The organism is Paenibacillus artemisiicola, from assembly GCF_017652985.1.
Taxonomy (GTDB): Bacteria; Bacillota; Bacilli; order Paenibacillales; family Paenibacillaceae; genus Paenibacillus_Z; species Paenibacillus_Z artemisiicola.
Map to the genome: position 1 here is coordinate 416,733 of NZ_JAGGDJ010000002.1, position 25,672 is coordinate 442,404.

The window sequence follows — 25,672 nt, forward strand, 5'->3', positions numbered from 1 at the left end:
TCCGATTGCGGCCGTGAACGCGATAAGTCGAACGGAGGGGAAGGGGAGCAAATGAGGTTCTCGAAACTGAAGGACTACCTGAACCGGTTTTACGCGGAGAAAAACATTCCCGGCCTGGGAATCGCCGTGTATTACAAGCAAGAGCCCGTCTTCGAGCATTATGCGGGATTCTCCGATGTGGAGAACCGCATCGAATTCGGACCGGATACGATCTTTCGGCTGTATTCCGCCACCAAGGTCATCACTTGCACGGCGCTCCTGCAGTTATTCGAAGCCGGGGCGTTCAAGCTCGGCGATCCGCTGCATGCCTATATGCCCGAATACAAGGACATGGTCGTGAGGCATAGGCGGGAAGACGGGGCGGAGGAATTGCGTTCCGCGCAGAACCCGATCACGATCGAGCATCTATTCAGCATGTCCGCGGGGATCGACCGGCGGGATACCGCGGAGACCGACCGCGTAATTCAGGCATCGGGCGGCGAAGGCCGAACGCTGGACGTCATCCGGGCGCTTGCCAAGGAGCCGTTGCTCTTCGAGCCGGGCACCCGTTTCAAATACGGCGCCTGCCATGATGTGCTGGGCGCGTTAGTCGAAGTGCTTTCGGGCAAGACGTTCGGGACGTATTTAAAGGAGAACCTCTTTGACAGGATCGGCATGCGCGATACGTCGTTCGTTCTGAAGGACGAGAAGCGGTTCTGCAAGCTGTACAACAACTTCGACGGGAAGACGCATGCCGCCGCGAGCATAGGAGAGACCTTCAACCTGCAGCCGGGCCGGGCTTACGAGAGCGGCGGGGGCGGATTGTACTCGACCGTACGGGATTATATCCTGTTCGCGGAGGCACTGTGCAATTACGGGTTGGCGCCGAACGGCGAACGCATCCTGCGGAAGGAGACGGTCAACGAAATGAGGACGCGGCGCTTAAGTCCGCAGGCGCAGCGGGATTTCGCCGAATTCGGCGGCGTGAGCAAGAGCGGGTACAGTTACGGGCTCGGGGTACGGACGCTCGTGGACCGGGAGGAGAACAACGCGTTAAGCCAAAACGGCGAGTTCGGTTGGGACGGCGCCCGCGGCTGTTACGCGGCCATTGATCCCGAGGCGGAAGTGGCGCTGTTCTATGCGCAGCAGGAAGGCGGTTCGCCTTGGTATCGCTGGCACGGCACGATTCGCAATTATGCCTATGCGAGCGTCTGGGAAGACTGATGTCATGCTTCACTTCGGCATTCGCCCGAAGGGGAGTCGAGAGTGGCGAAGAAAAGCGGTTGTATGCTGTCCTGGATCGACTTGCCGGACCGTTTGCGTTCGATATACGGAGTACCGAGTACCGTTCGGCAGTCAATGCCAAAAGCCTTAGCCCAACTTCACAAAGGGCGAAGGCTTTATTTGTTTATCCGGAAAATGGCAACTTTCATTCTGCTGCGCAGTCTATTAGGTAGAGGTAGAGAGGAAAAGGGAGGGGACGTTTTGCCGGAGGATCGCGATACGCTCAAATACGCGTCTTCGCTCAGCGCCGCCGATTTCCGGCGGATCATGGAGCAATACGGAGACGACGTGTGGAGCTACGCCTACTTTTTGACCGGGAACAAGGATACGGCCGATGAGCTGGCCCAAGAGACGTTCGTTAAAGCGTTCAGGGGGATGGCCTCCTATCGCGGCGAAAGCTCGGTCAAGACCTGGCTGCTGGCGATTGCCAGAAACAGCTGGTATACCTGGCGCAGATCCGCCTTCATGCGGAAAATGACGCTTGTCGGTCTGCAGCCGGCCGGCGGCAGGACGGAATCCGCGGAGGAGACGTACATGCGGAGCCTGATGTCGGACGATATATGGACGACGGTGCTGCGGCTTCCCGTCAAATACCGTGAAGTGCTGATATTGCGCGCCCGCTACGAGCTGTCGATGGAAGAGATCGGGCGGACGCTCGGACTGACCGTATCCGCCGTCAAGTCCAGATTGTTCAAGGCAAGGCGGAAAATGTCGCGGTTGCTGGAGATCGGCGGCCATGAAGGGAGCGAGCGCTATGAGCATTGAGCCGGATTGGGAGAAGAGGCTGAAGGGCAAGCCGTTTCGCAAGCCGATGTTTACGGCCGGCATGTGGGACCGGTTGGAAGCCAGCGTCTCGTCGAATTCGAAAAAACCGGCAAAGCCCATCCTTCGCCGTTCGGCAGTCATGCTGGCCGTATTGGCCGCGTTGGCGGTCGGTTATCTGGCGGCGATGAAGGTTGAGCCCGGACTTCTGCGCGCAGCCAGCGAGAAACTTGCCGGGGTGTTCGAATCCCGGACGCCGCCGGTTACGGATCCCGCAACTCCGGATGAACTGCCGGCGGTATCCTCGCTCGGTTCTCAGCGAATCGTCCATACGATCGTCAATGATGCCATGGCCCGGAGCGCTCATCTCGGTCTCGGCGACCCGGTCGTCGTCGATCTGGATTACTATCGGACCCGCTCCGAGTCCTCCGATCGTCCGGTCGCCCGCGGAGATATCGTGTATTACGAGACGGCCGCGGAGAACCCGGAGGCGGCACGGGAGCCGCATGACATCGCGCGCGTCATCGGGCTGCCGGGAGAAACGATTCGCATCGCGAAAGGGCGCATCTACATTGACGGCCGTCCGCTCGAAGCCAACTACGGCAAAGAGAACGGAGGCCGTAAGGACGCGAAGCGCAGCTCCGCGAGGGATCAGGAGATCGAGCTGGGATCGGAGCAGTATTATTTGCTGGGCGACGTATGGTCGCGAAGCTTCAACGATAGCCAATCGCACGGCGCGTTTGCCATGGCGTCAATACGGGGCAAAGCGATCGGCTACTACGATCCGCCGGATATACAGCATACCGACTGGACCGAGCTGTACCGGGAAGGCGGCTTGACGATTCAAGCGGCCCGTTCCGAAAGCGGCGTCTATCAGCGTTACTTGGCGGACTGGGGCGGCGAGCGCAAGGAATTCTACTGGACGGGATCCACGGACCCGAGCTATCCGCCGACGGTGACGATGACCGATTTGGACGATGACGGGGAGGACGAAGCGGTCGTTGCGCTGATTATCGGCACCGGAACCGAGTCCGTGCAATCGGAGGTCCACGTTCTTCGGCGGGGTCTGACCGAAATTCCGGTGGCCGATCCGGCGGTGTCGGCAAGAGCAGCGACGCAAGCGGCGGAGATCAATCGGAGCAAGGACAAGGTGGAAGTTAAACTGGCTATCGGCGGGAAGACCATCGAGCGGACCTACGATGCCGACGATGCGAGCTTGTGGTTTGACAAACCCGGCATAGGCGCGGTCGTCTACTATCGGATCGAGCATGGCCGGCTCGTGTCCGACCTGTCCGTTTTCGCCACTCCCGCTACCTACGTAGCGACGATAAAAGCGGAGTACCGAATGAAGGACGGAGCGCTGATTCCTGCTCGGTTCTCGGCGGCGGACTTGCGCTAAGCTACCATTGACGGGCCGCGGGATCTCCTCGCGGCTTCTTTGCGTTTGCGGTCCGGCGTTCGGGCATAAACCCCTCTTATGGGACATATTTCTAATTTAGATCCGTTTTACCCTTCGATCAGATTGGCTAAAAAGATCTTCTTCACGACTTCTCTTCGGCTTCGTACCCCAACCTTGTCGAAAATATTGCTGAGGTGCTCCTGCACGGTATACGGCGAAATGGCTAGTTTTGAAGAAATCTCCAATGAATTATTTCCTTTCGCCACGAGGTGAACGACTGCTTTCTCTTGCGCGGTCAATCCATATGCGGCTGTCTGAAATCGGATCAGATCGCGATGCACGGCAGGACCCAGAATAATCCCGATTTTCCGATTTCGATCGTCTTCCGCGCGCATTTCATAGGCCTTGATGGTGACGCAGCGTCCATTCCGCCCGTAGCGAGCCATCTCCGGCACGATCTCGAAGTCATCCTCGGACAACATCGCTTGCGATTTTCGAAGGGCGCTTACGACCTGCGTTATGTATACGGGAAGTTCTTTGCGGCACCAATCCGGATGGAGTTCCCCTAATTCGTTCATCCAATGGACGGCGGCATCCGTATACGACTCGATAAACCCGGCGGGATCGTAAATCAACAGGCCGGGAATATCGAACTCCTGCAAGGCAGCCGCCGATTCTAAAGCGGCTATCCGTTGCTGCATGGCCGTGCGAAAGCCTGTCCCGATATGCGGAGCGAGCTTGGCCAGCAGCCATGCGTCTTGTTCGGAGTAAGGAGCGGCGTTTTTTCCGCGAGCCATCACGATCGTGCCCCACATATTTTTGCCGGAGTACAGAACGGCTCGAATTTCGTCGTCCAGACCGATCGGGGCGTACAGCATGCGATGGCGGTAAGCTTTATCGGGGTTTCCCATCGTTTCTTCCGACAAGCGGTTAACCGGACAGCCGGAACGCAATAAGCGCCGGTATGCAGGGAGGTACTCCTCGAAATACAAGTGCTCGAAAAACACCTGCTCGACATCGCTCACCGCGTGATCGTGAATCCCTCCCCGCACATTGGACGTGATCAGCCCGGTTGCAGGGTCAACCGTTTGAAAGCAACAAAGATCGGAAGGCATGATGGGAAGCAAGAGGCCGATGATTTCGTTACGCAATTGCCGGTCGTCCAAGCCGGAGTAACACAAGCGTTTAATTTGAACCATTGCCCGTTGATAGCGGCCGCTGACCTTCACCATTGAACGCCTCCTCAAACGAAAAAACTACCCCCAATAAGTTGGCATACAGAGTGTATCATCAATGGGATTATAATGAAATAAGCTAAATACGGGAGAGCCCGGCGATGGCCAATCGCAGTCAAGGGATGCTCACGCCGGGGATTGGGGCGGATTTGGCGCTGCGCTCGGGCAAGGTTTATTCAGGGTTGGATTCAAGCGTTACGCCGCTTTCCGGACGAAGCTATACATAGAGGGGGCCAGCCGTATCCCAATGGATCGCGTACTGCAACCCAGCGAACAGACAAGTCTTGCAGAAGCGCCTTATGCGGACAATGAAGCGTATCTTCAGGACGAATTAACGCGTCTCGACTACATGATCCATATCCATCGGCTGCGCTCGGGATCGGCATCCGCGCTGCTGGCTGATCCATCCGCCGGTCATGTCGGGTCAGAAGACGCGCAAAGGCAAGCTTTCAATGTCCTCGAAGCCCGGATGCTGCGCAGAACGATGCTTAGCAAGCACGCGGGCGTTCATTTGGCGCTTCCGCGCTTGGCCCTGCTTTTCCGATTATCCGAAATCGAACGGTTGGTGCTGATGATTGCCTTGGCGCCCGAATTGGACCTGAACTATGCGAAGCAGTATGCCGATATGCAGCACGATGCTGCTCGGACCATGCCAAGCGTCGAATTGGCGATGCAGCTGCTGCAGACGCGCCGACCCGGCCGGATGCTGGCGCAGGCGATCTTGGACCCGTCGGCAAACCTGGTGAAGTTCCGGCTTCTCCGGCTCCATGCATCCGATTCTTCGCCTTATCTAGGCTCCCGCGGCCTCTGCGCGGATTCGCAAATCGCGAACTATATCATCGGAATGGAGCAGCTGGACGGAAGACTGGGAACGGCGGCTTATTTTGCGGAGGGGCTCCCCGATCCCGATATCGCATGGCTCCATGAAGACCTCCTCGGCCGCATGCAGAAGCTGATCCGGTCTCAGCTCGATCCGAGCGGAGCCTTGAATCGCAAGCTCATGTTCGTCTTCTCCGGCGAGACCGGATCCTGGAAACGGCGATCGGCGGAAGCCGTATGCCGCGAACTCGGGATTTCGCTGCTCATCGGAGATATCGCCAAAATGCTTGATCACCCCATGACGTTCGCGGAATGTTTGTTCCTCCTTTGCCGAGAAGCGCATCTGCACCCCGCTGCTTTATGCCTCCTCCATTCAGATTCGCTCTTTGCCCACCCAGACCGGCATTCGAAAGAAATCGCGGCATTTCTTGATGCGATGGAGCTGTTTCCCAACTTGATTTTCGTGCTGGGTACCCGCGCTTGGCCGGCTTTGAAAGCCTGCGGCAACGAAGGACTTATTGACGTCGCGTTCGAATTGCCCGGTCCCGAGCTGCGACGAGAGCTATGGAACAGACTGGCCGCACCTGTTCCGATGGAGGAACGCGTGGATTTGGCTGCCGTCGCGGACAAATTCCGCTTCACCCCCGGACGCATCCAAAACGCGATGACGATGGCCCGCAATCTGGCGATATGGCGCGATCCGGTTCAGGCACGAGTCAGCATGAAGGACTTGCAAGCCTCCTGTTGCGCGCAGCCGGAACATGCACTCGATCGGCTTGCCGATCCATTGACGCCGGTCGGAACGCTGCGCGACCTCATACTGCCTCCGGATCAAATCAAACGCCTGCAAGAAATCATCGATCAAGTGAAGTACCGCAGCGTCGTTCATGGAGAATGGGGGTTTCGGAAGAAATTGTCTCGGGGCGTAGGCCTCAATATTCTGCTGCACGGTCCGCCGGGCACGGGGAAAACGATGGCGGCCGAAGTGATCGCGAACGAGCTGGAGCTCGACCTCTATCGGATCAATCTCGCTCAAGTGGTCAGCAAATATATCGGCGAAACCGAGAAAAACTTGCACGCCGTCTTCCAAGGCGCCGAGGATAGCCGCGCCATGCTGTTCTTCGATGAAGCGGATGCGCTGTTCGGCAAACGAACCGAAGCGAAGGACGCGCTGGATCGACATGCGAATACGGAGATCGCGTTCTTGCTGCAGCAGATGGAAGAATACGACGGGATCACCATTCTAGCGACGAATCTCCTCCACAACATGGACGCCGCTTTCATCCGCCGCATGCAATACAGCATTGAATTTCCGATTCCGGACGACAGCCAGCGCCGCGAGATATGGAAAGCGATGTTCCCGGATGAGGCTCCGAGGCACGAGAGCATCGATTACGGGTTCCTGGCCCGTCAATTTCACATTTCGGGCGGTCATATCAAGAACGTCGTCTTGTCCGCCGCGTTTCTTGCGGCGAAGGAAGGCCGGCCCATCGGAATGGAGCATCTGATCCCTTCCGTCAAGCGAGAGATGGACAAGACGGGCAAGCTGACGTCCAAGGAAGATTTCGGCGCTTATTACGCCTTATTGGGAGGGAGCGGACCGTGAGCTCCAACGGAATCGCGGATGTCGGGCGCACGCTGCTCCTGCTGCTGCAGGACGGGATGAAGGACATGGTACCGAACGCCAATCAGATCGTGCTGCATTCACCCGCGGAAATCGTCGCTTCGAACATCCGCTTAACGTTATTCTTGTACAACATCCTTGAAAATCCGTACATGCGCTATCAGAACGGCATGCTTCCGACGACCGCGGCCTACAAGCTGCCCCCGCTCGTATTGGATCTGCATTACATGCTGACGGCGTACTCGGCCGCGCAGAACTTGACGGAGCGGACGCTTGAAGAGCATCAGCTGCTTGGCAGGGCGATGAGCGTCTTGCACAATCACGCTTCGCTTGGAGGCGCAGCGCTGCAAGGGAGCTTGACCGGCAGCGAGCAGGAATTGCGCGTCACGCTCGATCCGGTACCCGTACCGGAGCTATCCGACATCTGGACGGCCTTCTCGGATAATAACTTGCGCCCGTCGGTTTGTTACGTCGTATCGCCGCTCATCATTTTGCCGGAGCCTGCGGCGCCTTCGCCGGCGAGAACGGTAGATACGAGAATCTTCAAATTCGCCGCGCCTATGAACGTGATCGCGCAAGAAGACGATGACGCTTGACGATAGTTCAAGCGCAGAACGATAAGGAGGCAAGAGAAGATGCCGCAATATTTCGCTCCCGGCGTGTATGTGGAAGAGATCGAACTCGGAGGGAAACCGATCGAAGGAGTGTCCACGAGCACGGCTGGATTTCTCGGCCAGACCGAACGCGGTCCGACGACGCCGAGATTCATCACGAGCTGGCTGCAGTTTCAGCGCGTGTACGGCGGAGTGCTCGGCGATAAGCCGTACTTGCCGCATACGGTGAAAGGGTTCTTCGATAACGGGGGCAAACGCTGCTATATCGCGCGGATCACCAAAGCGAGCGCCGTCTCGGCAACCCGGAAACTGATAGACGAAGACGACAAAGCCGTCATGACCGTATCCGCCGTAGGCGAAGGCGAATGGGGCAATCGGATTGCCGTCGCGGTGTCGAAAGCGTCTCTGAAAAAGGAAGCATTCAAGATTAGCGTGTACTACTGGAAAGGCGCCCTTCCGGAAGACGGCAAGCTTGGCGAGACGATCGCAGATCCCAAAAAATCGCCCCAGCCCGCCGTAACGGAATCGTTCGACAACGTTTCGGTCGACGCCTCGTCGCCGGATTTCTATGGCATCAAAGTCAACGGGATTTCCGCTCTGATTACGATTTCGGTCGAGGACGGCGACACCGGGGCATTGCCCGAGGTAGAAAATAAAGAGAAGAATAAACCGGCCTGCTTGTCCGGCGGCTTGGATTTCAAAGGCATCGTAGACGAAGGCAAACCGAAAGAGGTAAACGCGGCTGACAAGACCATTAAACTCGCGGATACGGCAGCCGCCGTCGATGGTGATTTGGTCGGCATGGTGCTGGAGATCGTGGAGGGCGCAGGCAAGGATAAGCAATATTCGATCAAGGCTTACGATAAAGATTCCAATTCGGTGACGTTCGACGTTGACTTTGACCCCGCTCCGGATGCGAATTCCGACTACCGAATCACGAATCCGAATTCGAGCCTTGCGCTGTACGACTATGTCCGTTCCGCGACGCCAAAGCCCGGCAGGAAGGGCTTGACGGCGATCGCCGATATCGACGACATCTCGATTCTGCATGCCCCTTACTCGGAAGAAATCGCGGGACTGACGACCGAAATGATCAATCAGTGCGAGAACTTGAGAGACCGCGTCGTGATCATCGACTCCAAACCCGGCGCCGCGGACATCCGAGCGGTCGATCCTCGCAAGGCTACGTACGATTCGATGTTCGCCGCGTACTACTATCCTTGGATCAAGATCGTGCATCCGACAAGCGGCAATACGATCGAAGTGCCGCCGGGAGGGCATGTCGCGGGCATCTACGCCAGATCGGACGCCGAGCGCGGCGTTCACAAAGCGCCTGCCAACGAGATCGTGCGCGGCGCGATCGACCTGGAATTCCAGATTACGATGGCGGAACAAGAAACGCTCAATCCGCTTGGCGTCAACGTCATCCGCCAATTCCCGGGCCGCGGCATTCGCGTCTGGGGAGCCCGCACGACGTCCAGCGATCCTTCCTGGAAATATATCAACGTGCGAAGACTGTTTAACTATTTGGAAGAATCGATCGACGAGAGCACGCAGTGGGTCGTGTTCGAACCGAACGACGCGAAGCTGTGGGCGCGAGTCCGGCGCACGATCAACGAATTCCTGACCCGCGTCTGGCGGGACGGGGCGCTCATGGGCGCGATGCAAGACCAAGCGTTCTTCGTTCAGGTCGACAGGTCGACGATGACGCAAGACGATATCGACAACGGCAGAATGATCGCGCTCATCGGCGTCGCGCCGGTGAAGCCGGCGGAATTCGTCATCTTCCGCATCGCGCAAGTCGCTTCCGGCACCGACATTAACCAGGCTTAAGCCGGTGAACCCGAGTCATAGAGGAGGATATCCAGAATGCCAACAGGCCAGCGTAAAGATCCATTCCGCAACTTCCGGTTCCGCGTCGAGATCGACGGCATCCAGCAGGCGGGCTTCAGCGACGCGAGCGGCTTCGACTCGACCATCGACGTCATCGAATACCGGGAAGGGACGGACCCGACGAGCCCTCGCAAACTGCCCGGCTTGACCAAGTACGGCAACATTACGCTCAAATGGGGCCAGACGGATTCGCTCGACTTGTACAACTGGCACAAGGAAGCGATTGCCGGCAGCATCCAGCGCCGCAACATGTCCGTCATCGTCGTCGACGAAGCCGGCAACGACAAGGGCCGCTGGGATTTCGCCGGCGCGTGGCCGACCAAATACGATGCCCCGGATTTCAGCGCCAAAGGCAACGATATCGCCATCGAATCGCTCGAAATCGTTCACGAAGGCATGAACCGCGTCAGCTAAACCATCGAATCGATCAGGAGGCATCCGAATGGCATTCGTCACCGAATTCGAATTCACGCTGCCCAAAGGCTACGTAGACAGGCACGGCAATCTGCACCGCGAGGGCATCATGCGGCTTGCGACCGCGGCCGATGAGATTTTGCCGCTGAAGGACCCTAGAGTTCAGCAAAATCCCGCTTATCTCACGATTATCCTGCTCTCCAGAGTCGTGACGAAGCTGGGAGAGGTGCAGGCGATCAATCCCGGCGTCGTGGAAGGCTTGTTTTCCACCGATCTGGCGTATTTGCAGCAGCTTTACCGGCAGATCAACGAGAGCGGCTCCACGGGCGTCGAAGCCGAATGCCCGCGCTGCGAACATAAGTTCGCCGTCGAGGTATTGGCGCCGGGGGAAGCTTAAGCGGCTACCCTCTGGATAAGCTTTACGAGGAGATAGCCTTTCTCGCCTACTATTTTCATTGGCCGCATTCGGAAATCATGCAATTGGAGCATCGGGAGAGAGTCCGCTTCTGCGAGGAAATCTCGGGCATTCACCGGAAGCTGAATCAGACGCCGGACAACGTATTCAAGCTATAGGAGGGATTCGGGATGCCCACGGCGATACGAAGGGATCCACTGATGAACTTTCGGTTTCAGATCGAGCTTGAGGGGCTCGTCGTCGGCGGCTTCTCCGAGGTGTCCGGCGTGCAAGCGGAGCTGGAGACCGAGGACTATCGCGAAGGCGGCGTCAACGGCTACGTCCATAAGTTCGTGAAGGCGTCGAAAGTGCCCAGCTTGACGATCAAACGAGGGCTGACGAACTCCGACACGCTGTGGACGTGGTTCCAAGATACGAAGAACGGCCGAATTACGCGCAGAAGCGGCTCTGTCATCTTGGTCGATGCGGCGGGCGGGGAGCAATGGCGCTGGAATTTCACGGAGGCGCTTCCGGTCAAGTGGACCGGGCCGGATCTGAAGTCCGACAGCGGCAGCGTCGCCTTCGAATCGATCGAGCTCGTGCATAACGGCTTCAGCAAGGACGGATGACGGATGACGACGACGCCGCTTCAATTCGCCGAGCGCATCCTAACCAAGTACGGCCTTGCGGCTCGGCAGACGAAGGGACGCGCCTCATTGGTGTACCTTGCCGCCGCGTCTCCCGCCCGCGCCGTTCACGTCCTGCGGGAGAGGTTCATGGAACGACGCGAGCGGCTGACGATCGTCCGGCCGATCGAGGTGCGGTTGTTCGTGAACGCTTGGCATCCAAAGACCATCCGGCACGCGGATCATACGCATGCCTACCGACGATATGCCCATCACGAGCGGATGAGCATTTTACGACAGGCGGTGCAGGAGCATCATCGCTTGTCGCGGATCGATCGGGAAGCGCGAAAAGAGCGCGATCCGAATCCTGCTCCCCTGCATCTGCACGTCAAGCAGACGTTTCTCGCATCCCAACGTGTCATGCGCCTCGGCTCTATGGTTCATCACCCGACCTTCATACGGAATTATCGATTCCAATTGGCGCAGCAACCGCCGAAGACCGTTCCGATGGCAGCCTCCTGGGTTCATGCGTCTGCGTCGCCGCCGAAGGACGCGCCTTCAACCGCAGGCATCTCGCATCCGCAGCGTCTTACGCATGCGCAATCATCAAGCACGTATCGCGCGGCTCGTTCCGTCACCTTGCTGCACGCCAGTCCGACGCCCAACGCGGCACCGGTCAACTCGCCGCCTCGTCGCGAAGAAGCCCTGAACCATGCCGCGCCGCCTATTGCGCCTGCGCCACCCGTGACGGCCGCGCCTTCCCTCGACATGAAGCGGTTAACCGACGACGTGTATCAAGCGATCGAGCGGAAGCTGCGCATCGAACGACAAAGAAAAGGCTTATAAGCCAAGTTCCGGGAGGCGCCCATGGCTTTGGAGAAAGCGCTCATTCAGCCGCTGGACGAACAGGGCGGACATCGCGGACAACCGGTCAGAGTGCTGTTCAATCCCAGCGAATATTCGATCGAGAAGGGCAACCAATACCAATCCGTCTCGATTCCGGGCCTATCCGTACCCGCGACGCAGTTCGTGAGCGGGAACGCGCGGACGCTGACGATGGATCTGTTTTTCGACAGTTACGAACGAGGCGAAGACGTACGCGCCTACACGAGTCAAGTGACCGATCTGCTCGACATCGACGGTCTCCTGCGCGCGCCGCCGGTCTGCGCGTTTATCTGGGGGAAGCTCGAGTTCAAGGGCGTCATCGAGAAAGTGTCCCAGAAATTCACGATGTTTGTCGATTCGGGCATCCCGGTGCGCGCGACGCTCAACGTGTCGTTCAAGGAATACAAGACGATTCAAGAACAATTGTCCCCAAGTACCGCGACCGGTCAGACGAGACAAGTGACGGCGAACGCCGGCACGTCGTTGTCCGCCATCGCGCAGCAGCAATACGGCGACCCCGGCAGATGGCGAGAGATCGCCCAAGCGAACAACATCGCGAACCCTCGCCGATTGACGCCGGGACAACCGATAACCGTACCTCCGTTGGAGTGATCGCATGGATTTCGCGCAGTTGGACAACGCTTACGGCCATTTTTACGCGCCGGCATTCGAGATCGAGATCGAAGGCCGAAGCTTGATTCGGGAAGGCATGATCATCTCCGGCGTGACCGTCGATCAATCGCTTGAAGAAGCGGATCATTTCTCGTTCACTATTGATCATGCGTTCGATGCGATCGCGGGCGATATCAAGTGGATGGACCTGTTCTTGCCTGCGACCAAACGTCTGACGATTCGAATGGGCTACGCCGGCAAGCTTAAGCTCATGCTCGTGGGCATGGTCACTTCCATGACGGTCAAATTCCCATCGGGCGGCTCGCCGCAGCTGGAAGTGAGCGGATTGGATCTCTCGAACCGGCTCATGCAGAAGAAGGAGCCGCGGTCCTGGAACACGATGAAGCACAGCGACGTCGTCGCCGCGCTCGCGTCGGAATACGGACTGAAGAGCGATGTCGAAGACACGAAAGTGCCCTATCCGAAGATTACCAAGGACTCCGGAAAAAACGATTTTCAGCTGATTCAATCGCTCGCGCAAAAAAACTACTTCGAGTTTTTCGTGTTCGGGGATACGCTGACGTTCCGCGCGCCGGCATTGGACAGCGCACCCGTCGCGAAGCTCGAATGGCGCAAGACGCTGATCAGCTTCCAGCCGGAGCTCAACTTCGCCGGACAAGTGCAAGAAGTCGAAGTACGGGGCTGGGATCCCGGAACCAAAAGCGAAATCGTGGGGACGGCGCGCGTCGGAGACGAAGCGGGCAAGCAGTCCCGCCCCAAGGAGAAAAGCGGCGGAGAGCTCGTCGCTTCCTCTTCCTCCGCCAAAATCAGCGAGAACGCGCGCTATCCCGTCTTCTCGCAGCAGGAAGCCGATCAGCTCGCGCGATCGATTCTGAACCAGCACGCGGAAGGGTTGATCAAAGGCAGCGCGGAGTCGATCGGCATACCGGACATTCAGCCGGGCAAGCGAATCGAATTGGCCGGTCTCGGCAAGCGGTTCAGCAAAGCGTATTACGTCGAGAAGAGCACCCATACGATAGGCGGCTCAGGTTATGCGACGACTTTCCATGTCAAGGAGAATGCGTTATGAGTTTGCTGGATCTGATGCAGCCCGGAGACCGGAACGGAGAGCAAGTGCAGGGCGTCGCCAACGCGATCGTCACGAACAACCAAGATCCCGACCATATGGGACGCGTAAAGCTCCGATTCCCCTGGCGCGGCTGCGAGGACGAAAGCCATTGGGCAAGAGTGGCGACGCTCATGGCCGGCAAGGACCGAGGCTGCTATTTTATCCCGGAAGTCGGAGACGAAGTGCTCGTCGCGTTCGAGATGGGCAATATCGACCACCCTTACGTGATCGGCGCCTTCTGGAACGGCAAGGACATCCCGCCGGGCACGAACGCGGACGGACGGAACAATATACGCAAAATCAAGTCCCGAAGCGGTCACGAGCTCGAATTCGACGACAAGAAAGGCCATGAGAAGGTGACGCTGCGGACGAAAGCGGGTCATCGGATCGTCATGGACGATACGTCCGGGTCCGAGAAAATCGAGATTGTCGATCATACGGGCGCCAACAAAATCGTGATCGACTCGGTCAAGAACGAGATTCAGATGGAAAGCGGCTTGAAGCTGGTCTTGAAATCGAAGACGATCGAGATCGACGCGGATGCCATGCTGACGATCAAGGCAGGGGCGACGGTTACGATTCAAGGCGCTATGGTGCAAATCAATTAACGACGAGAACGAGTTATGGGGGAGTGAGTCCGATGCCGCCGGCAGCGAGAGTGGGAGACATGACGAGTCACGGATCGCCGCTCGGACCGGGACCGGGAAGCGTGAACGTGCTCATCGGAGGAATGCCCGCATGGCGTGCGGCGTCGGACGCGCACGCGTGCCCGCTTGCCACTCCGAATCCGCATGGCGGCGGCGTCGTCGCGATGGGGAGCGCAACGGTATTCATCAATAGGGTGCCGGCTGCCCGGCTTGGGGATTCGATCGTAGAAGGAGGCCCTCCGAACGCGATCTTGTCCGGAGCGCAGAACGTGATGATTGGATAAGGGGGAGTTCGAGTATGGCAAACGATTTTCTAGGCGTCGGCTGGCGCTTCCCCGTTAACGTGAACGGTTCATCGGGCGCCATCGCCATGTCTTCCCATGAGCAGGACATCGAACAGGCGATCCGCATTCTTTTGTTTACGGTCAAAGGCGAACGCGTCATGCGTCCGGATTTCGGCTGCGGCATTCACGATTACGTGTTTGCTTCGCTGAATACGGCGACGATCGGATTGATGGAATCCAGCGTGCGCGATGCGCTTGCGCGCTGGGAATCCCGCATCGCGGTGACGAAGGTGGCCGTGTCGCAGGATCCGGTCGAGATTTCGTTCGGGAAACTCCTGATCGACATCCAGTATGTGGTGCGCGCCACGAATCAGCCTGGCAACCTCGTGTATCCGTTTTACTTGAGAGAAGGTTGAATGACTTCCGTCCGGTGGTGAAGCCATGAAAGCTCCGTTAATCGATGCAAGGGATTTGAACGCGATCTTCAAGGAAATGCGGGAACTGGCTCCGTTCTTCGCGCCCGAATGGACGCCGGATTCGGACCGGGATACCGGTACCGCGGTGATGGATATCTTCGCCCGGATGTATGGCGGAATCTTGGAACGTCTCAATCGGGTGCCGGACAAGAACTTCATCGCTTTCCTGAATCGGCTCGGAATCAAGCTGCTCCCGGCCAGTCAGGCGAGAGGACCGGTAACGTTCGCGCTTAGCTCGGGCGCCATCGATCCCGTTACGGTTCCTTCACGTACGCAAGTCGCCGCGCAACCGACGGGCGGAGGGAAGCCGTTCGTGTTCGAGACGGAACGGACGATCGTGGCAACGCCCGCCAAATTGATGCAAGCCATGACCTATTACCCCAAGCAAGATCGGCTTGCCCAAGCCGATTCGGCGCTTCTTGGCGCGCATTCCGGGGACCCGTTCGAGCTATTCTCGGAATCGGACTTGCAAACGCATGCGTTGTACATCGGCCATGCCGATTTGTTCAACATGACTTCCCAATCGGTGATCGTGCTGGATTTCTCCGAAACCCATGCCGGTGCCGCGCGTCAGCTTGCGCGCTTGGCGCAATCCCAAACCGTGCTATGGCAATACGGCACGGAAGACGGTTGGAGCACGTTCGCGAAAGCGCTGATCGAGGAGGGGCGTATCCATCTGGATACGGGAGCGTGGACCGGCATCGCCGAAACGGCGGTAAACGGACTTCACAACCGTTGGATTCGCGCGATCGTACAGCCGAATCGAATCAAGGACGCCGAGCTCGTTCAGTTCGGTACGCTCGCGATAACGATGTCCAATGTGCTGCCGCATCCCGACATGGCGTTTGCGAACAACGTTCCGCAGGATGTCGGGAAAAACGACTATTATCCGTTCGGGCTGACGCCCCGGTTGTACGATGCGTTTTACGTGTCCAGCAAAGAAGCCTTCTCCAAAAAAGGAGCGACAATTACGCTCAGCTTCACGTTGAAGCACGAAACCGACTGGCTGCCGACTAGAGATACGCCCGCAATCGCAACAGCCGCAACAGCAGGGGAAAAGGTCATAACCGCGCAGCTCTCTTGGGAATATTGGAACGGGCAAGGCTGGATGCGTATAGGGAACCTCAACGAAGATTTCCCGATCACGGCTGACGAGACGGGGGAGTCCGGCAGACCCGTTACGCTGACCTTTACGATTCCGAGCGCGATGTCCGAGACGGTCGTACAAGGGCAACCGGGCTATTGGATCCGGTGCAAGATAGCCGGCGGCCATTACGGCAAAGAAGCGATTGTCGGCAGGGCGCTTGTGCCCCGATTCTATGTCCCCCGAATCAGCGATTTGAACATCACCTACGCGATTCAGAGCGAGCGCGCCGAACGAATCGTGACCTGTAACAATCTGGAGTACCGCGACCGCACCTCCGAGATCGGGCCGGGTGGTCGGCCGATTCAGCCCTTTTACCGGCTCGCCGACGCGCATCCCGCGCTTTATCTCGGATTCGATACGCCTCCGCTCAAGGGGCCGGTCAGCGTCTATTTTCGCGTGCAGGATCAGGAATACAGCGAAGCCGATTTTCCGCGGCTGGAGTGGGAGTATTACCGGGTAAGCGGCGGAAAGAAGGGGTGGACGAGATTGGACGTGCGGGACGGCACGCGCCATCTGACGCAGAGCGGATGCGTGGAATTCGTCGGCGCGCCGGACTTCGCCGTGCCCGATTCGCTGTTCGGGACTTCGTTGTATTGGCTGCGCGCGATCGACGCCGAAGATCGATTCCGGCCGATTGAACCGCAGAAGGACGGGCTTAGCCAATCTAGCGGCCGGCGTCATTCCGCACGCGTGAAGAACGACGACACATGCGGCTGCGGTTGCGATAGCCCTGAGCCTTGCGGCCAATTCGCGCTGTTCGACCCGCGGTTCTCCTCGACAGCCGGCGGACGGCGAGTCCCGTCGCCGCTCTTGAACGGAATCTTCCTCAATACGACGATGGCGTCCCAATCGGAGAGCATCATCGGCGAGATTCTCGGCTCCGGCCAGGGACTTGCCGGGTCCTCGTACGCGCTTGCCAAATTTCCGGTGCTGGACGAGCAAGTATTCGTCAACGAGCTCGGTGCTTTATCGGATGAGGAGCAGGCCGCGCTCCGGGCAAATCGCAACGTCCGCGTGCGCGAGGAGAAAGACGATGCCGGAGTGACGACGGCGTTCTGGGTGGGGTGGACGGCGGTCGATAACCTATCGGAATCGGGCGAGGACAGCCGCCACTACGAGATTGACCGGACGTTCGGCACGGTGCAATTCGGCAACGGCATCCATGGCAAAGTACCGCCGGTCGGCTCGGACAACATTGCCGCCGATTATCAAGCGGGCGGAGGAAGCGCCGGGAATATCGGCGCGGGCGAGCTCGGCATCATGCGAACTTCGATCGCGTACCTCGATCGCCCGAACAATCCTTATGCGTACGATTGCGGTTATGACACGGAGCCGCTTAGCCATGCATTGGAACGCGGGCCGCTCAAGATCAGAACCCGAAACCGCGCGGTTACCGCCGCCGATTACGAGCAGCTGGCGCTCGAAGCGTCCCGCGGCATTGCCAGGGCAAAGTGTCTGCCGAACTTCAACGACAAGGGCGAACGGGAGACGGGGTGGGTCACCGTCCTGATCGTGCCGCAGAGCAGCGACGCGAAGCCCGTGCCCGCGCCGCCGTTAAGGCAGCAAGCCGAAGCGTATTTGAGAAGCCGCGCCGCGAACGTCGCCGCCTATCCGAGACATATCAAGGTTTTCGGACCCGTGTACGCGGAAGTGTCCGTATCCGCCGAGCTGATCGCCAGCTCGTTCGACGCGATGCCGGCGGCGGAAACGGAAGCGTACCGGAACCTAACCGCGTATTTGCACCCGCTGACGGGCGGGAAGGACGGACGCGGCTGGGATTTCGGCGAATTGCCGTGTCTGGGCGAATTGTATTCGCTCTTCGAAGCGGACCGGAACGTCGATCACGTCGAGGGGCTTGCGATGACGATCCGCGATCCGGCGAGCGGAACGACGATTCACGTGACGCCGAACACGTCCGCAGCCATTCGTTCCGTGCCATACATGCTGATCTATAGCGGGGAGCACAAGCTGGTCGTCTCCGGTTTGGCGATAAGTTCTTAGGATGAGGAGGAGGGCGAGATCGTGTTGCCATTGCCGAAGTTGGATGATCGAACGTACGCGCAGCTCGTAGAAGACGCGAAGAAGCGAATACCGCCGCTAGCCCCCGTCTGGACGGATCATAACGCCCATGACCCCGGCATCACGTTCATCGAGCTGTTTGCTTGGCTGACGGAGCAACAGCACTATTACTTGGATCAAATCCGCGGCGACAACGAACTGAAGTTTCTGAAGCTGCTCGGTCAGAAACCGTCGGCCGCGAAAGCCGCTTCGGCGCAAATCACGGTCTCGCACCGAGCCGGCAGCGATGCTTCCGTGCTCATTCCCGCCCATACCCCCGTCACGACGCGCGAAGGGGATGTGACGTTCGAGACGGAGGAGACGCTGCTGGCGACCGCCGTAAAGCTGCGTAAAATCGTCAGCATCCTGCCGACGGGGGTCGCCGATTATTCCGAGGCGAACGTACGCCATGGCCTGCATTTTGCCGCGTTCGGGACGAAGGCGGAAGCGGGCAGCAGGCTGTATCTCGGATTCGACCGGCCGTTCCCAGCCGGCGCGCGAGTTCCGATCGAATTCGAATTATACGACCGTTACCCCGTTGCCAGAAACCCGGTTGCGGCAGACGATCGGTGTCTTTGGATTCAGCCATCCGCCGATCTTGAGTGGGACTATTATTCCGGAGCCGGCGGCGGGTCCTGGTTGCCGCTTGCCCTGGAAGCGGACGAAACGTTGAGGCTGACGTTCAGCGGCAGCGTGATGTTCACCGCGCCGGACGATGCGCTTGCCCGCAAAGTCGGCACGATCGGCGAGGAGCTCTATTGGATTCGCGCGACGGTGAAGCAGGCGGGGTATGAACTCCCGCCAAAGCTCGAGCGCGTGCTGCTGAATACGGTTCCCGTCGTCCAGCGCGAGTCGGTGAAGGATGAGCCTGTCGGCAGCTCGAACGGACTGCCCGAGCAGTATTTCGATCTGACGCGGTATCCCGTCCTGCCGGAATCCTTGCGGCTCCTCGTAGAAGAGCCATCAGGCGCGGGCTCCGAATGGGTCGAATGGAAGCGCGTCGATAGCCTGGATGCCTCGAAGCCGACGGATACACATTACAGGCTGCTGCCGGATTCGGGCCGGATCCTGTTCGGAGACGGGGTGAACGGCGCCATCCCTCGGCCGGCGCACCCGAAGGACGCCATCACGATCAAGGCTGCGCGTTATCAAACCACCGAGGGCGTCAAGGGGAACGTGGGCGCCGCTGCCATTACGCGATGGGCCGATCCGACTTCGCCGCTTGACGCGCTGGAGCTGACCAATTGGCAACCTGCCTCGGGCGGTGCACCGCAGGAAACGCTTGAGCAAGCTCAAATGCGAACGCGCAAACAGCTGCAGAGCGCTCACAGCGCGGTCACATCCGAAGATTACGAAACGTTGGCGTTGTCCACGCCGGGTTTAAGGGTTGCCCGCGCGAAAGCGATACCGCTTCAAGACCGGGACGACAATCCCGCCCCCGGCGTCGTCATGGTCGTCGTCGTCCCTTACGGCGAGAACGCGAATCCGGTGCCGAGCGGAGGATTTCTAAGCACGGTTTGCCGGCATCTTCATCCGCATCGTCTTCTCGCGACAAAGCTGCGGGTCGTCGCGCCGGATTACGTGAAAGCTTCCGTCGAGGCGGAGATCGAGGTGCAAGCGGGATACGATGCCGCGGCAACGCGACAAAAAGCGGTCGAGGCGCTGCTTCAATATTTGCATCCCTTGAACGGCGGCAGCGACCGAACGGGCTGGCCCTTCGGCCGGCCGATTTACGCGTCCGAAATTTACGATGTCATCAAGCGCAGTCCGGGCGTCGATTGCGTGCGTCGCGTCCGCATGAGCGCTGCCGGGAAAGGGATTCGGCAAGACGCGGAAGGCAGCGTCTTCCTGCCGCCGCACAGTCTGGTCTATTCCGAAGCCCATCGCATCGACACGATAACCGCGGAAGCGGATTGCGAACCGCGCGGAGGTTGCCATGGCTAACAATGAAGATAACGAGTTTACCTCGCTCGCGATTAATCATCGCGCGGCCTGGGAGGAAGGGCTGCGGATCAACGTCGAAACGCGCGGCCAAGACCGATTGTCGCTTCGCACGATGAACCGCTATTTGCAGGAGGCCGTTATCGAAGCCGAGGCTTTCCCGCGCGGCTGCGCGTTTGCCGATTTCGCGATCGGCCCATGCCGGACGCTCTACGTACTGGATGCGGTCGCGAGCGTGATCTATCGCTATGATTCGATCGACGGCCGCTGCGAGGAATTCGTCTGTTTGCGGAGCTACTGCAAGGCGCCGGCCTCCATCGCATACGCTTGCGGCGGCATTATCGTGGCGGATCGCGCCGGCGCCCATCGGCTGTTGCATTTTGCGGAGCTGAACGGGCAGCTTACCTGGCGCGTCGGCGATCGGGAAGATGCCGACGGGAGGCCGTTAAACGTTGCCGCAGGGCAAAGCTTCCAACCGGATCAGATCGAAACGGATGCCGACGGCTTGCTTTTCGCGCTCGATGCTCAGCGCTGCCGCGTCCTCCAATTCGATGAGCACGGGAAATTCCGGGCCGAGATCGGGGTCGCGGAGCTCGGCGGCAAACAGCCCGTCGCGGTGTCCGTATCCGCGAACGGCACGCTGTACGTGCTGGATCTGCAAGGTCGGCAGATGCTGGCATTCGCGCAAGGCGAGCCAGCCTCTTCTTTCGCCCTTCCGCCGCTGCAATCCCCTTCTGCCATGGACGTCGATGGCCAGGGCTTCCTCTACCTAGGCGAAAGCCGAAAGCCGCTCGGGCAAGGCGACGACCGGGCGATCTTCAAGCTCTCGCTGAACGGCGAACCGCTGGAAACGCTGGCCGCGTATCAAGGAAACGCGGATCGCATTCGGGCAGACGGCGAGAAGAGGCTGTACGTCCTGGACCGGGAAGCCGGCACGATCACGGTGTTTTTGCTGGCCGAAGCGCTGTACCGGGCACCGGGCAATCCGCTCGCGGTCGGCACATATTATTCGAAGGCGTTCGACAAGACCGAGTCGAGATCGTTGTGGCATAAGCTGGTTGTGGACGCAGACCTGCCGATGAATACGCAGATCGAAGTGTCGTACGTAACGGATGACGAAGAAATCGACAACGTCGAGGCGAGGACGGATTGGTCCGAGCCGCAATTCAACCCGAAGCAGATGCTGATTCCGCGAAGCAACAAGCAATTTCTCTGGGTCAAGCTCACGTTAGTCGGAAGCGAAAACGAATCCCCTCGCATCCGAAGCGTTCAAGCCGTCTTTCCGCGCGCTTCCTATTTGCGCTACTTGCCCGCGGTGTACCAAGAAGAGGAGAATAGCCGGGATTTCCTGGAACGGTATTTGTCGATCTTCGAAGCGATGATGACGAGCTCCGAACGGCAGATCGACGGGATCGCCCGCTGGTTCGACGCGGACAGCGTCGGCGGCGATTACTTGCGATGGCTGGCCTCGTGGCTGGCGATCGCCTATGACGAGCATTGGCCGGAGGATAAGCTGCGGCAGCTGGTTCACGCCATTCCGGCGCTGTACGGCAAGCGCGGAACCCGGGATGGAATGGAGGATCTCATCCGGTTGTTTACCGGCATACGGCCGATTATCGTCGAACAATATCGGATCCGATCCGCGGAAGATCCGGAGATCGCCGCTTTGCTGGAACGCTTATTCGGAACGGATCCCTACAGCTTCTGCGTTCTCCTGAAGCCCGAGCAGATTCGAACGGACGGCGAATTCACGACGGTGAAGCGAATCGTGGACGCGGAGAAACCGGCGCATACGAACGGCGGCGTCCTTCATCTGCAGTCCTATATCTATCTCGATATGCACACCTACGTTGGGATCAACAGCAGCCTGACCGAACCGGAACCGAGACTCGGGACGGGCGTAATTCCGCGCGATGCCGCGCTTCGGAATCCGACGCCTTACGGCCAAGTCGGAAGCGCTTCGTTAAAAGCCGACTTTACGGCGCTCGCCTAACAGAACCAAGGAGGGATGGGACGCATGGCCCCAGTTCATCTGCACCCTTTCGAGAGGAATCGTTATTATAGCGGCAAGCTGATGACGGTGCGCGATTTTCAGACCGAACAAAGCTATTTGAACGAGAAAAGACATATGCTGAACCGGCTCGTCCACGGGTGCGGCATCGCGTACGGCCTTCAAGCGGAGGCCTTGAGCGCAAGCGCGGACAATCGCGGCCTTCTTATTCGAGCGGGCGTCGCCATCGACGGCTGCGGCAGAGAAATCGTCGTCAGCCGAGATTACGATCAATTAACGGACATCTCGAAATTAAACGGATACCCCGCCGAGACAAACGGGGGCAAAACGCTATATTTGCTGCTGCATTATGAAGAGTGCGCGCGCGAGCGAATGCATCCGAAGGCGCACGTGGCATCCTGCTGCTGCGAGGCGTGCGAAGCGAACAAGATTCTGGAAGGGTTCTCGCTGTCCGTATCCGCGGCGGCTCCGGATGCCGGCGAAGGCGTGTGCTCGCTCATGCGGGATACCCGGGTCATTTTCCAAGATGCGAACGTGACGATCGAACGATCCGCTCCGTCGGCGGTTCGGCCCGGCGAAGTGTTCGAGGTTGCGCTAACGTTGACCACGCAGCGCAAGATCGACGGGAGCCCGCGATACCTGATCGCCGATCGGACAACGTTTCCGCTTGCGATGATTCATTCCGATGACCCGGCGTTTGCGCTCGACCAGGGAATGGCCAAAGGGAGTCGACTCGAGAAGCGATATACGGTACGGGTAGAGACAAGCGAGAGCGGCGGAAATTATGCGATTACGGGAACCGTGACGGTTGGCAGCGAGGAGGCTTGGACACTCGAACCAACCCACGTGGAAATCCTATCGCCGTATCTGTATCGGCAGCAGCTGATGGAGCGCGATATGGCGCTGCTTGATGAAGCTGTCGTCCCTTCCGCCGTCTTAATCGCGACGCTGTCGGTGAACGCGCAGGGCGTCATCACGAATCTCGACGGTTCCGATCGGATGTACGTGTACGGCAACGCCTATCTTCACCAGCGATTGAGCTGCGACGAGGATCGGTTCGGCAAGCTTCCCTTGCACGCATTAACCCATCAACAGGGGGGAAGCGATCCGATTGAGGTCACCGGCCTTTTCGGCACGCTCGCCGATGCGCAGAAAGTCGCGATTATCTATAATGACGGGAAAGACAAGGCTCTGGCTTCGAAGATCGGGATCGGAGAAGGGCTGACCGTGGAGAAGCTCGACGAAGATGCGGTGCGGATCCGCGCTTCGCATGGCATGCAAGTATACTCGGGAACCGTCGTATTCAAGAAAGGCGCTCGCGGGTCGGTATTCGTGTCGGATGCGATCACGCTCGATCTGGACGATCCGCTTATCTATTACGGCATGCATGAGGCGCGAAGCGTGCTTACCTTTACGAATCGCAACGACATCGAAGTCATCGCGACTTATTTTCGAACGGAGAAGATATTGCGCTTCCGCATCACCGACAATCGCGAGATGAGATCCGAGATCAACACGCTTCGCTGGTGGGCCATTGCCGCGACCCATGAGGCGAACGAGGTGGGCAGCACGCTGCTTGATTAAGAACGAGGAGGTCCGAGGATGTCCCTGGTGTTCGAGCGTAACCATTATTTTTACGGAAAGTTGCTGACGAGCCGCGATTTCAAAGAGGAACAAACGTATTTCAACCAAAAGCGGTATTTGCTGAACCGCCTGATCCATGGTCATGGCATCGTATGGGGGCTGAACGTTCAAGAAGCGCAAGACGTCGGCAACCATGTGCTCGAGGTCGGCTCCGGTGTCGCGTTGGACGAGATCGGCCGCGAAATCGTCGTCGACGATGCCGAACGGGTCGATCTTCGCCGATTGCACGCGTATCCTTCGGAGGCGGAGGAATCGAAGCTGCTTTATCTGGTTCTTCAGTATGAAGAGTGCCCCAGGGAACCGATGCCGGTGCTCGTGAACGCCCCGTCCTGCAAAGAAGATTGCGAGCCGAACCGGATTCGGGAAGGATACAAGTTCGCCCTCACGGACATCGCGCCCAAGGCGCCGGTCGGGATCGGACGCGGGCATCGGCACGAGGCGACGACGCTGCTTCATACGGATCAGCTCGATCTGGCGCGCATCGTTCCGAAATGGGTTCAAGCGGACGATGTTTTCGAAGTCGTGCTGCGGCTGACCGTGAACGAAACGATTGCGGCGGCGGAGAGCGTCCACGTGGAAGTGACGGAGATTCTTCCGGACGCTTGCACGATGTTGTTCCAAGACGCGCTCGTCTTCACGTTGACCGACGTTCCGGCGGGTACCGCGTTCGAGCAATCGTACGTCGTTAGAGCAGGCAACGAGCCGGGCGTCGCGACGATAGAAGGGCAGACGGCCGTTCAGGCAGCTGCGGGGAACGCAGCTGCCGCGTCTCCCGCAAGCAGCGTCACGGTGATCGCGGAAGAGGCCGTCTACGAGCATATCGCCGAGCAGCACTTCGCGGATCAATCGGAAGGAGGTTGGCTCGCGCCCGAACGCTCGGTCGTGTATCTCGCGGAGCTGAAGCTGGGCGACAATCGGTCGATTACCGAGATATCTCCCCATGTGCGCGAATACGTATATAGCAATCCGCTGCTGGCTGAGCTGATCGGAAGCGGAGACGATGCAGGCGGCAAACTGCTCCGTCATCGCTTAAGCCACATGGCAGGCGGCTCGGATCAGCTCGACGTGTCCGACCTTCCGGGCGTGCTGGCGCAACCGCAAAAAGTGACCGTCCTCGATGGCGGCGGAGCTGCGATTGAAGCGACCGCGATTCGGTTCGTCGGCGACGGCGTAGCGGTTGCGCATGACGGTCAAGCAGCCGTCGTAACCATTACGGGGGTAGGCGGGGGCCTGATACCGGATGAGAGGCCTCCGGTCGTGACGGGCTTCGTGAATTTCAAGGACGTCAAACCCGCCGAGTTTCGGAGCTCGAAGGAAATCGCGTTGCCGATCAAGCAACCTTGCGCCATCCAATTGGCCATCGAATATGCGTCGCCAACCTCCGAGACGCTCATCGGCTTCATCGGCGACCTAGCCGATCGGGACGCGCGCTTGTCAGCCGTTTACGATTTGAACCGTTACAGTTTCCAAATCCTGCTCCAAGATCCGCGTCCCAAAGAAGGCGATGTCAAATGCTCGTATCGCGTGCGATATTGGATCATCCCGCCGACCGAAATCAAGCAAAACGCGGATAAAGAAGGCGAGCTTTCGTTTCAAGATTACGTGCTTAGCCGGTTGATCCTGTTCGGCGGACTCACGATCGAGCAACTCAGCATCGACCCGCTATTGCGAGATAAAGTCAAGGTGGACGATTTAAAGGTTCTTATGGAAAAACTGAGCAACGATAACGTCGTGAAGCATGTCGATGGCGACATGTACGTGGCCGTCTGACTTCGCCATTTGCGCAATATGATTC

The 25,672-nt window shown here is 58.8% G+C and carries 22 protein-coding genes; 21 read left to right on the forward strand and 1 reads right to left on the reverse strand.

The window, feature by feature from the left end:
* The first annotated feature begins 51 nt into the window (after positions 1-51).
* The 3 genes from I8J29_RS05105 (at position 52) to lepB (ending at position 3,424) form a co-directional block, all read left to right on the forward strand.
* Entirely contained in the window at positions 52-1,203 is a 1,152-nt protein-coding gene (locus I8J29_RS05105; RefSeq protein ID WP_208846581.1) for a serine hydrolase domain-containing protein, read from the forward strand.
* Between the two features lie 261 nt (positions 1,204-1,464).
* A complete protein-coding gene (locus I8J29_RS05110) occupies positions 1,465-2,028 on the forward strand; it encodes an RNA polymerase sigma factor (RefSeq protein WP_208846582.1) in 564 nt (187 codons plus the stop codon).
* The gene (gene lepB / locus I8J29_RS05115; protein WP_208846583.1) at positions 2,018-3,424 is read left to right on the forward strand and encodes a signal peptidase I; all 1,407 of its coding nucleotides are present in this window, start codon (positions 2,018-2,020) and stop codon (positions 3,422-3,424) included. Before I8J29_RS05110 ends, lepB begins: the two co-directional genes overlap by 11 nt.
* Positions 3,425-3,531: 107 nt before the next feature.
* Here lepB and I8J29_RS05120 read toward each other — a convergent pair whose 3' ends face one another.
* Entirely contained in the window at positions 3,532-4,656 is a 1,125-nt protein-coding gene (locus tag I8J29_RS05120; protein ID WP_208846584.1) for a response regulator transcription factor, read from the reverse strand.
* 250 nt (positions 4,657-4,906) lie between these two features.
* Between I8J29_RS05120 and I8J29_RS05125 the strand changes: the two genes are divergently transcribed.
* From I8J29_RS05125 to I8J29_RS05205, 18 genes are read left to right on the forward strand one after another with little or no spacing between them, the layout of a single operon-like run.
* Positions 4,907-7,084 (forward strand): ATP-binding protein, encoded by a 2,178-nt coding sequence (locus tag I8J29_RS05125; RefSeq protein ID WP_208846585.1) that lies wholly within the window; start codon positions 4,907-4,909, stop codon positions 7,082-7,084.
* On the forward strand, positions 7,081-7,698 hold the full coding sequence (locus I8J29_RS05130) for a Pvc16 family protein (RefSeq protein WP_208846586.1): 618 nt from the start codon (positions 7,081-7,083) through the stop codon (positions 7,696-7,698). Before I8J29_RS05125 ends, I8J29_RS05130 begins: the two co-directional genes overlap by 4 nt.
* Positions 7,699-7,737: 39 nt before the next feature.
* Complete coding sequence (locus I8J29_RS05135) at positions 7,738-9,549, forward strand: phage tail sheath family protein (RefSeq protein ID WP_208846587.1); 1,812 nt, start codon at positions 7,738-7,740, stop codon at positions 9,547-9,549.
* Positions 9,550-9,585: 36 nt separating this feature from the next.
* Positions 9,586-10,023, forward strand: a complete 438-nt coding sequence (locus I8J29_RS05140) for a phage tail protein (RefSeq protein WP_208846588.1) — start codon at positions 9,586-9,588, stop codon at positions 10,021-10,023.
* Between the two features lie 28 nt (positions 10,024-10,051).
* Positions 10,052-10,420 (forward strand): phage tail assembly protein, encoded by a 369-nt coding sequence (locus I8J29_RS05145; protein ID WP_208846589.1) that lies wholly within the window; start codon positions 10,052-10,054, stop codon positions 10,418-10,420.
* 11 nt (positions 10,421-10,431) lie between these two features.
* Positions 10,432-10,596: a DUF6760 family protein gene (locus I8J29_RS34405; protein ID WP_338113061.1), complete on the forward strand. Its 165-nt coding sequence runs from the start codon at positions 10,432-10,434 to the stop codon at positions 10,594-10,596.
* 42 nt (positions 10,597-10,638) lie between these two features.
* A complete protein-coding gene (locus I8J29_RS05150; protein WP_240545896.1) occupies positions 10,639-11,046 on the forward strand; it encodes a phage tail protein in 408 nt (135 codons plus the stop codon).
* A 3-nt stretch (positions 11,047-11,049) separates the two neighbouring features.
* Positions 11,050-11,889: a hypothetical protein gene (locus I8J29_RS05155; protein WP_208846591.1), complete on the forward strand. Its 840-nt coding sequence runs from the start codon at positions 11,050-11,052 to the stop codon at positions 11,887-11,889.
* 21 nt (positions 11,890-11,910) lie between these two features.
* Positions 11,911-12,540 (forward strand): CIS tube protein, encoded by a 630-nt coding sequence (locus I8J29_RS05160; RefSeq protein ID WP_208846592.1) that lies wholly within the window; start codon positions 11,911-11,913, stop codon positions 12,538-12,540.
* Between the two features lie 4 nt (positions 12,541-12,544).
* Complete coding sequence (locus tag I8J29_RS05165; RefSeq protein ID WP_208846593.1) at positions 12,545-13,630, forward strand: phage late control D family protein; 1,086 nt, start codon at positions 12,545-12,547, stop codon at positions 13,628-13,630.
* Entirely contained in the window at positions 13,627-14,277 is a 651-nt protein-coding gene (locus tag I8J29_RS05170) for a phage baseplate assembly protein V (protein ID WP_208846594.1), read from the forward strand. Before I8J29_RS05165 ends, I8J29_RS05170 begins: the two co-directional genes overlap by 4 nt.
* A gap of 59 nt (positions 14,278-14,336) precedes the next feature.
* Positions 14,337-14,600: a PAAR domain-containing protein gene (locus I8J29_RS05175; RefSeq protein ID WP_276316247.1), complete on the forward strand. Its 264-nt coding sequence runs from the start codon at positions 14,337-14,339 to the stop codon at positions 14,598-14,600.
* Positions 14,601-14,614: 14 nt separating this feature from the next.
* The gene (locus I8J29_RS05180) at positions 14,615-15,016 is read left to right on the forward strand and encodes a GPW/gp25 family protein (RefSeq protein WP_208846596.1); all 402 of its coding nucleotides are present in this window, start codon (positions 14,615-14,617) and stop codon (positions 15,014-15,016) included.
* Positions 15,017-15,041: 25 nt separating this feature from the next.
* A complete protein-coding gene (locus tag I8J29_RS05185) occupies positions 15,042-18,224 on the forward strand; it encodes a putative baseplate assembly protein (protein ID WP_208846597.1) in 3,183 nt (1,060 codons plus the stop codon).
* A 21-nt stretch (positions 18,225-18,245) separates the two neighbouring features.
* Positions 18,246-20,225 (forward strand): putative baseplate assembly protein, encoded by a 1,980-nt coding sequence (locus tag I8J29_RS05190; protein ID WP_208846598.1) that lies wholly within the window; start codon positions 18,246-18,248, stop codon positions 20,223-20,225.
* Positions 20,218-22,215 (forward strand): phage tail protein, encoded by a 1,998-nt coding sequence (locus I8J29_RS05195; RefSeq protein ID WP_208846599.1) that lies wholly within the window; start codon positions 20,218-20,220, stop codon positions 22,213-22,215. Before I8J29_RS05190 ends, I8J29_RS05195 begins: the two co-directional genes overlap by 8 nt.
* Positions 22,216-22,239: 24 nt before the next feature.
* Positions 22,240-23,817 (forward strand): hypothetical protein, encoded by a 1,578-nt coding sequence (locus I8J29_RS05200; protein ID WP_208846600.1) that lies wholly within the window; start codon positions 22,240-22,242, stop codon positions 23,815-23,817.
* An 18-nt stretch (positions 23,818-23,835) separates the two neighbouring features.
* On the forward strand, positions 23,836-25,647 hold the full coding sequence (locus tag I8J29_RS05205; RefSeq protein WP_208846601.1) for a hypothetical protein: 1,812 nt from the start codon (positions 23,836-23,838) through the stop codon (positions 25,645-25,647).
* Positions 25,648-25,672: the final 25 nt, after the last annotated feature.

Bases quoted from the DNA above. Each gene is read 5' to 3' on its own strand.
- lepB (WP_208846583.1), top strand. From the start codon at position 2,018: ATGAGCATTGAGCCGGATTGGGAGAAGAGGCTGAAGGGCAAGCCGTTT.
- I8J29_RS05125 (WP_208846585.1), top strand. From the start codon at position 4,907: ATGGATCGCGTACTGCAACCCAGCGAACAGACAAGTCTTGCAGAAGCG.
- I8J29_RS05180 (WP_208846596.1), top strand. From the start codon at position 14,615: ATGGCAAACGATTTTCTAGGCGTCGGCTGGCGCTTCCCCGTTAACGTG.
- I8J29_RS05195 (WP_208846599.1), top strand. From the start codon at position 20,218: ATGGCTAACAATGAAGATAACGAGTTTACCTCGCTCGCGATTAATCAT.
- I8J29_RS05140 (WP_208846588.1), top strand. From the start codon at position 9,586: ATGCCAACAGGCCAGCGTAAAGATCCATTCCGCAACTTCCGGTTCCGC.
- I8J29_RS05185 (WP_208846597.1), top strand. From the start codon at position 15,042: ATGAAAGCTCCGTTAATCGATGCAAGGGATTTGAACGCGATCTTCAAG.
- I8J29_RS05205 (WP_208846601.1), top strand. From the start codon at position 23,836: ATGTCCCTGGTGTTCGAGCGTAACCATTATTTTTACGGAAAGTTGCTG.
- I8J29_RS05145 (WP_208846589.1), top strand. From the start codon at position 10,052: ATGGCATTCGTCACCGAATTCGAATTCACGCTGCCCAAAGGCTACGTA.
- I8J29_RS05120 (WP_208846584.1), bottom strand. From the start codon at position 4,656: ATGGTGAAGGTCAGCGGCCGCTATCAACGGGCAATGGTTCAAATTAAA.
- I8J29_RS05155 (WP_208846591.1), top strand. From the start codon at position 11,050: ATGACGACGACGCCGCTTCAATTCGCCGAGCGCATCCTAACCAAGTAC.
- I8J29_RS05135 (WP_208846587.1), top strand. From the start codon at position 7,738: ATGCCGCAATATTTCGCTCCCGGCGTGTATGTGGAAGAGATCGAACTC.
- I8J29_RS05170 (WP_208846594.1), top strand. From the start codon at position 13,627: ATGAGTTTGCTGGATCTGATGCAGCCCGGAGACCGGAACGGAGAGCAA.
- I8J29_RS05150 (WP_240545896.1), top strand. From the start codon at position 10,639: ATGAACTTTCGGTTTCAGATCGAGCTTGAGGGGCTCGTCGTCGGCGGC.
- I8J29_RS05160 (WP_208846592.1), top strand. From the start codon at position 11,911: ATGGCTTTGGAGAAAGCGCTCATTCAGCCGCTGGACGAACAGGGCGGA.
- I8J29_RS05165 (WP_208846593.1), top strand. From the start codon at position 12,545: ATGGATTTCGCGCAGTTGGACAACGCTTACGGCCATTTTTACGCGCCG.
- I8J29_RS05200 (WP_208846600.1), top strand. From the start codon at position 22,240: ATGGCCCCAGTTCATCTGCACCCTTTCGAGAGGAATCGTTATTATAGC.
- I8J29_RS05175 (WP_276316247.1), top strand. From the start codon at position 14,337: ATGACGAGTCACGGATCGCCGCTCGGACCGGGACCGGGAAGCGTGAAC.
- I8J29_RS05105 (WP_208846581.1), top strand. From the start codon at position 52: ATGAGGTTCTCGAAACTGAAGGACTACCTGAACCGGTTTTACGCGGAG.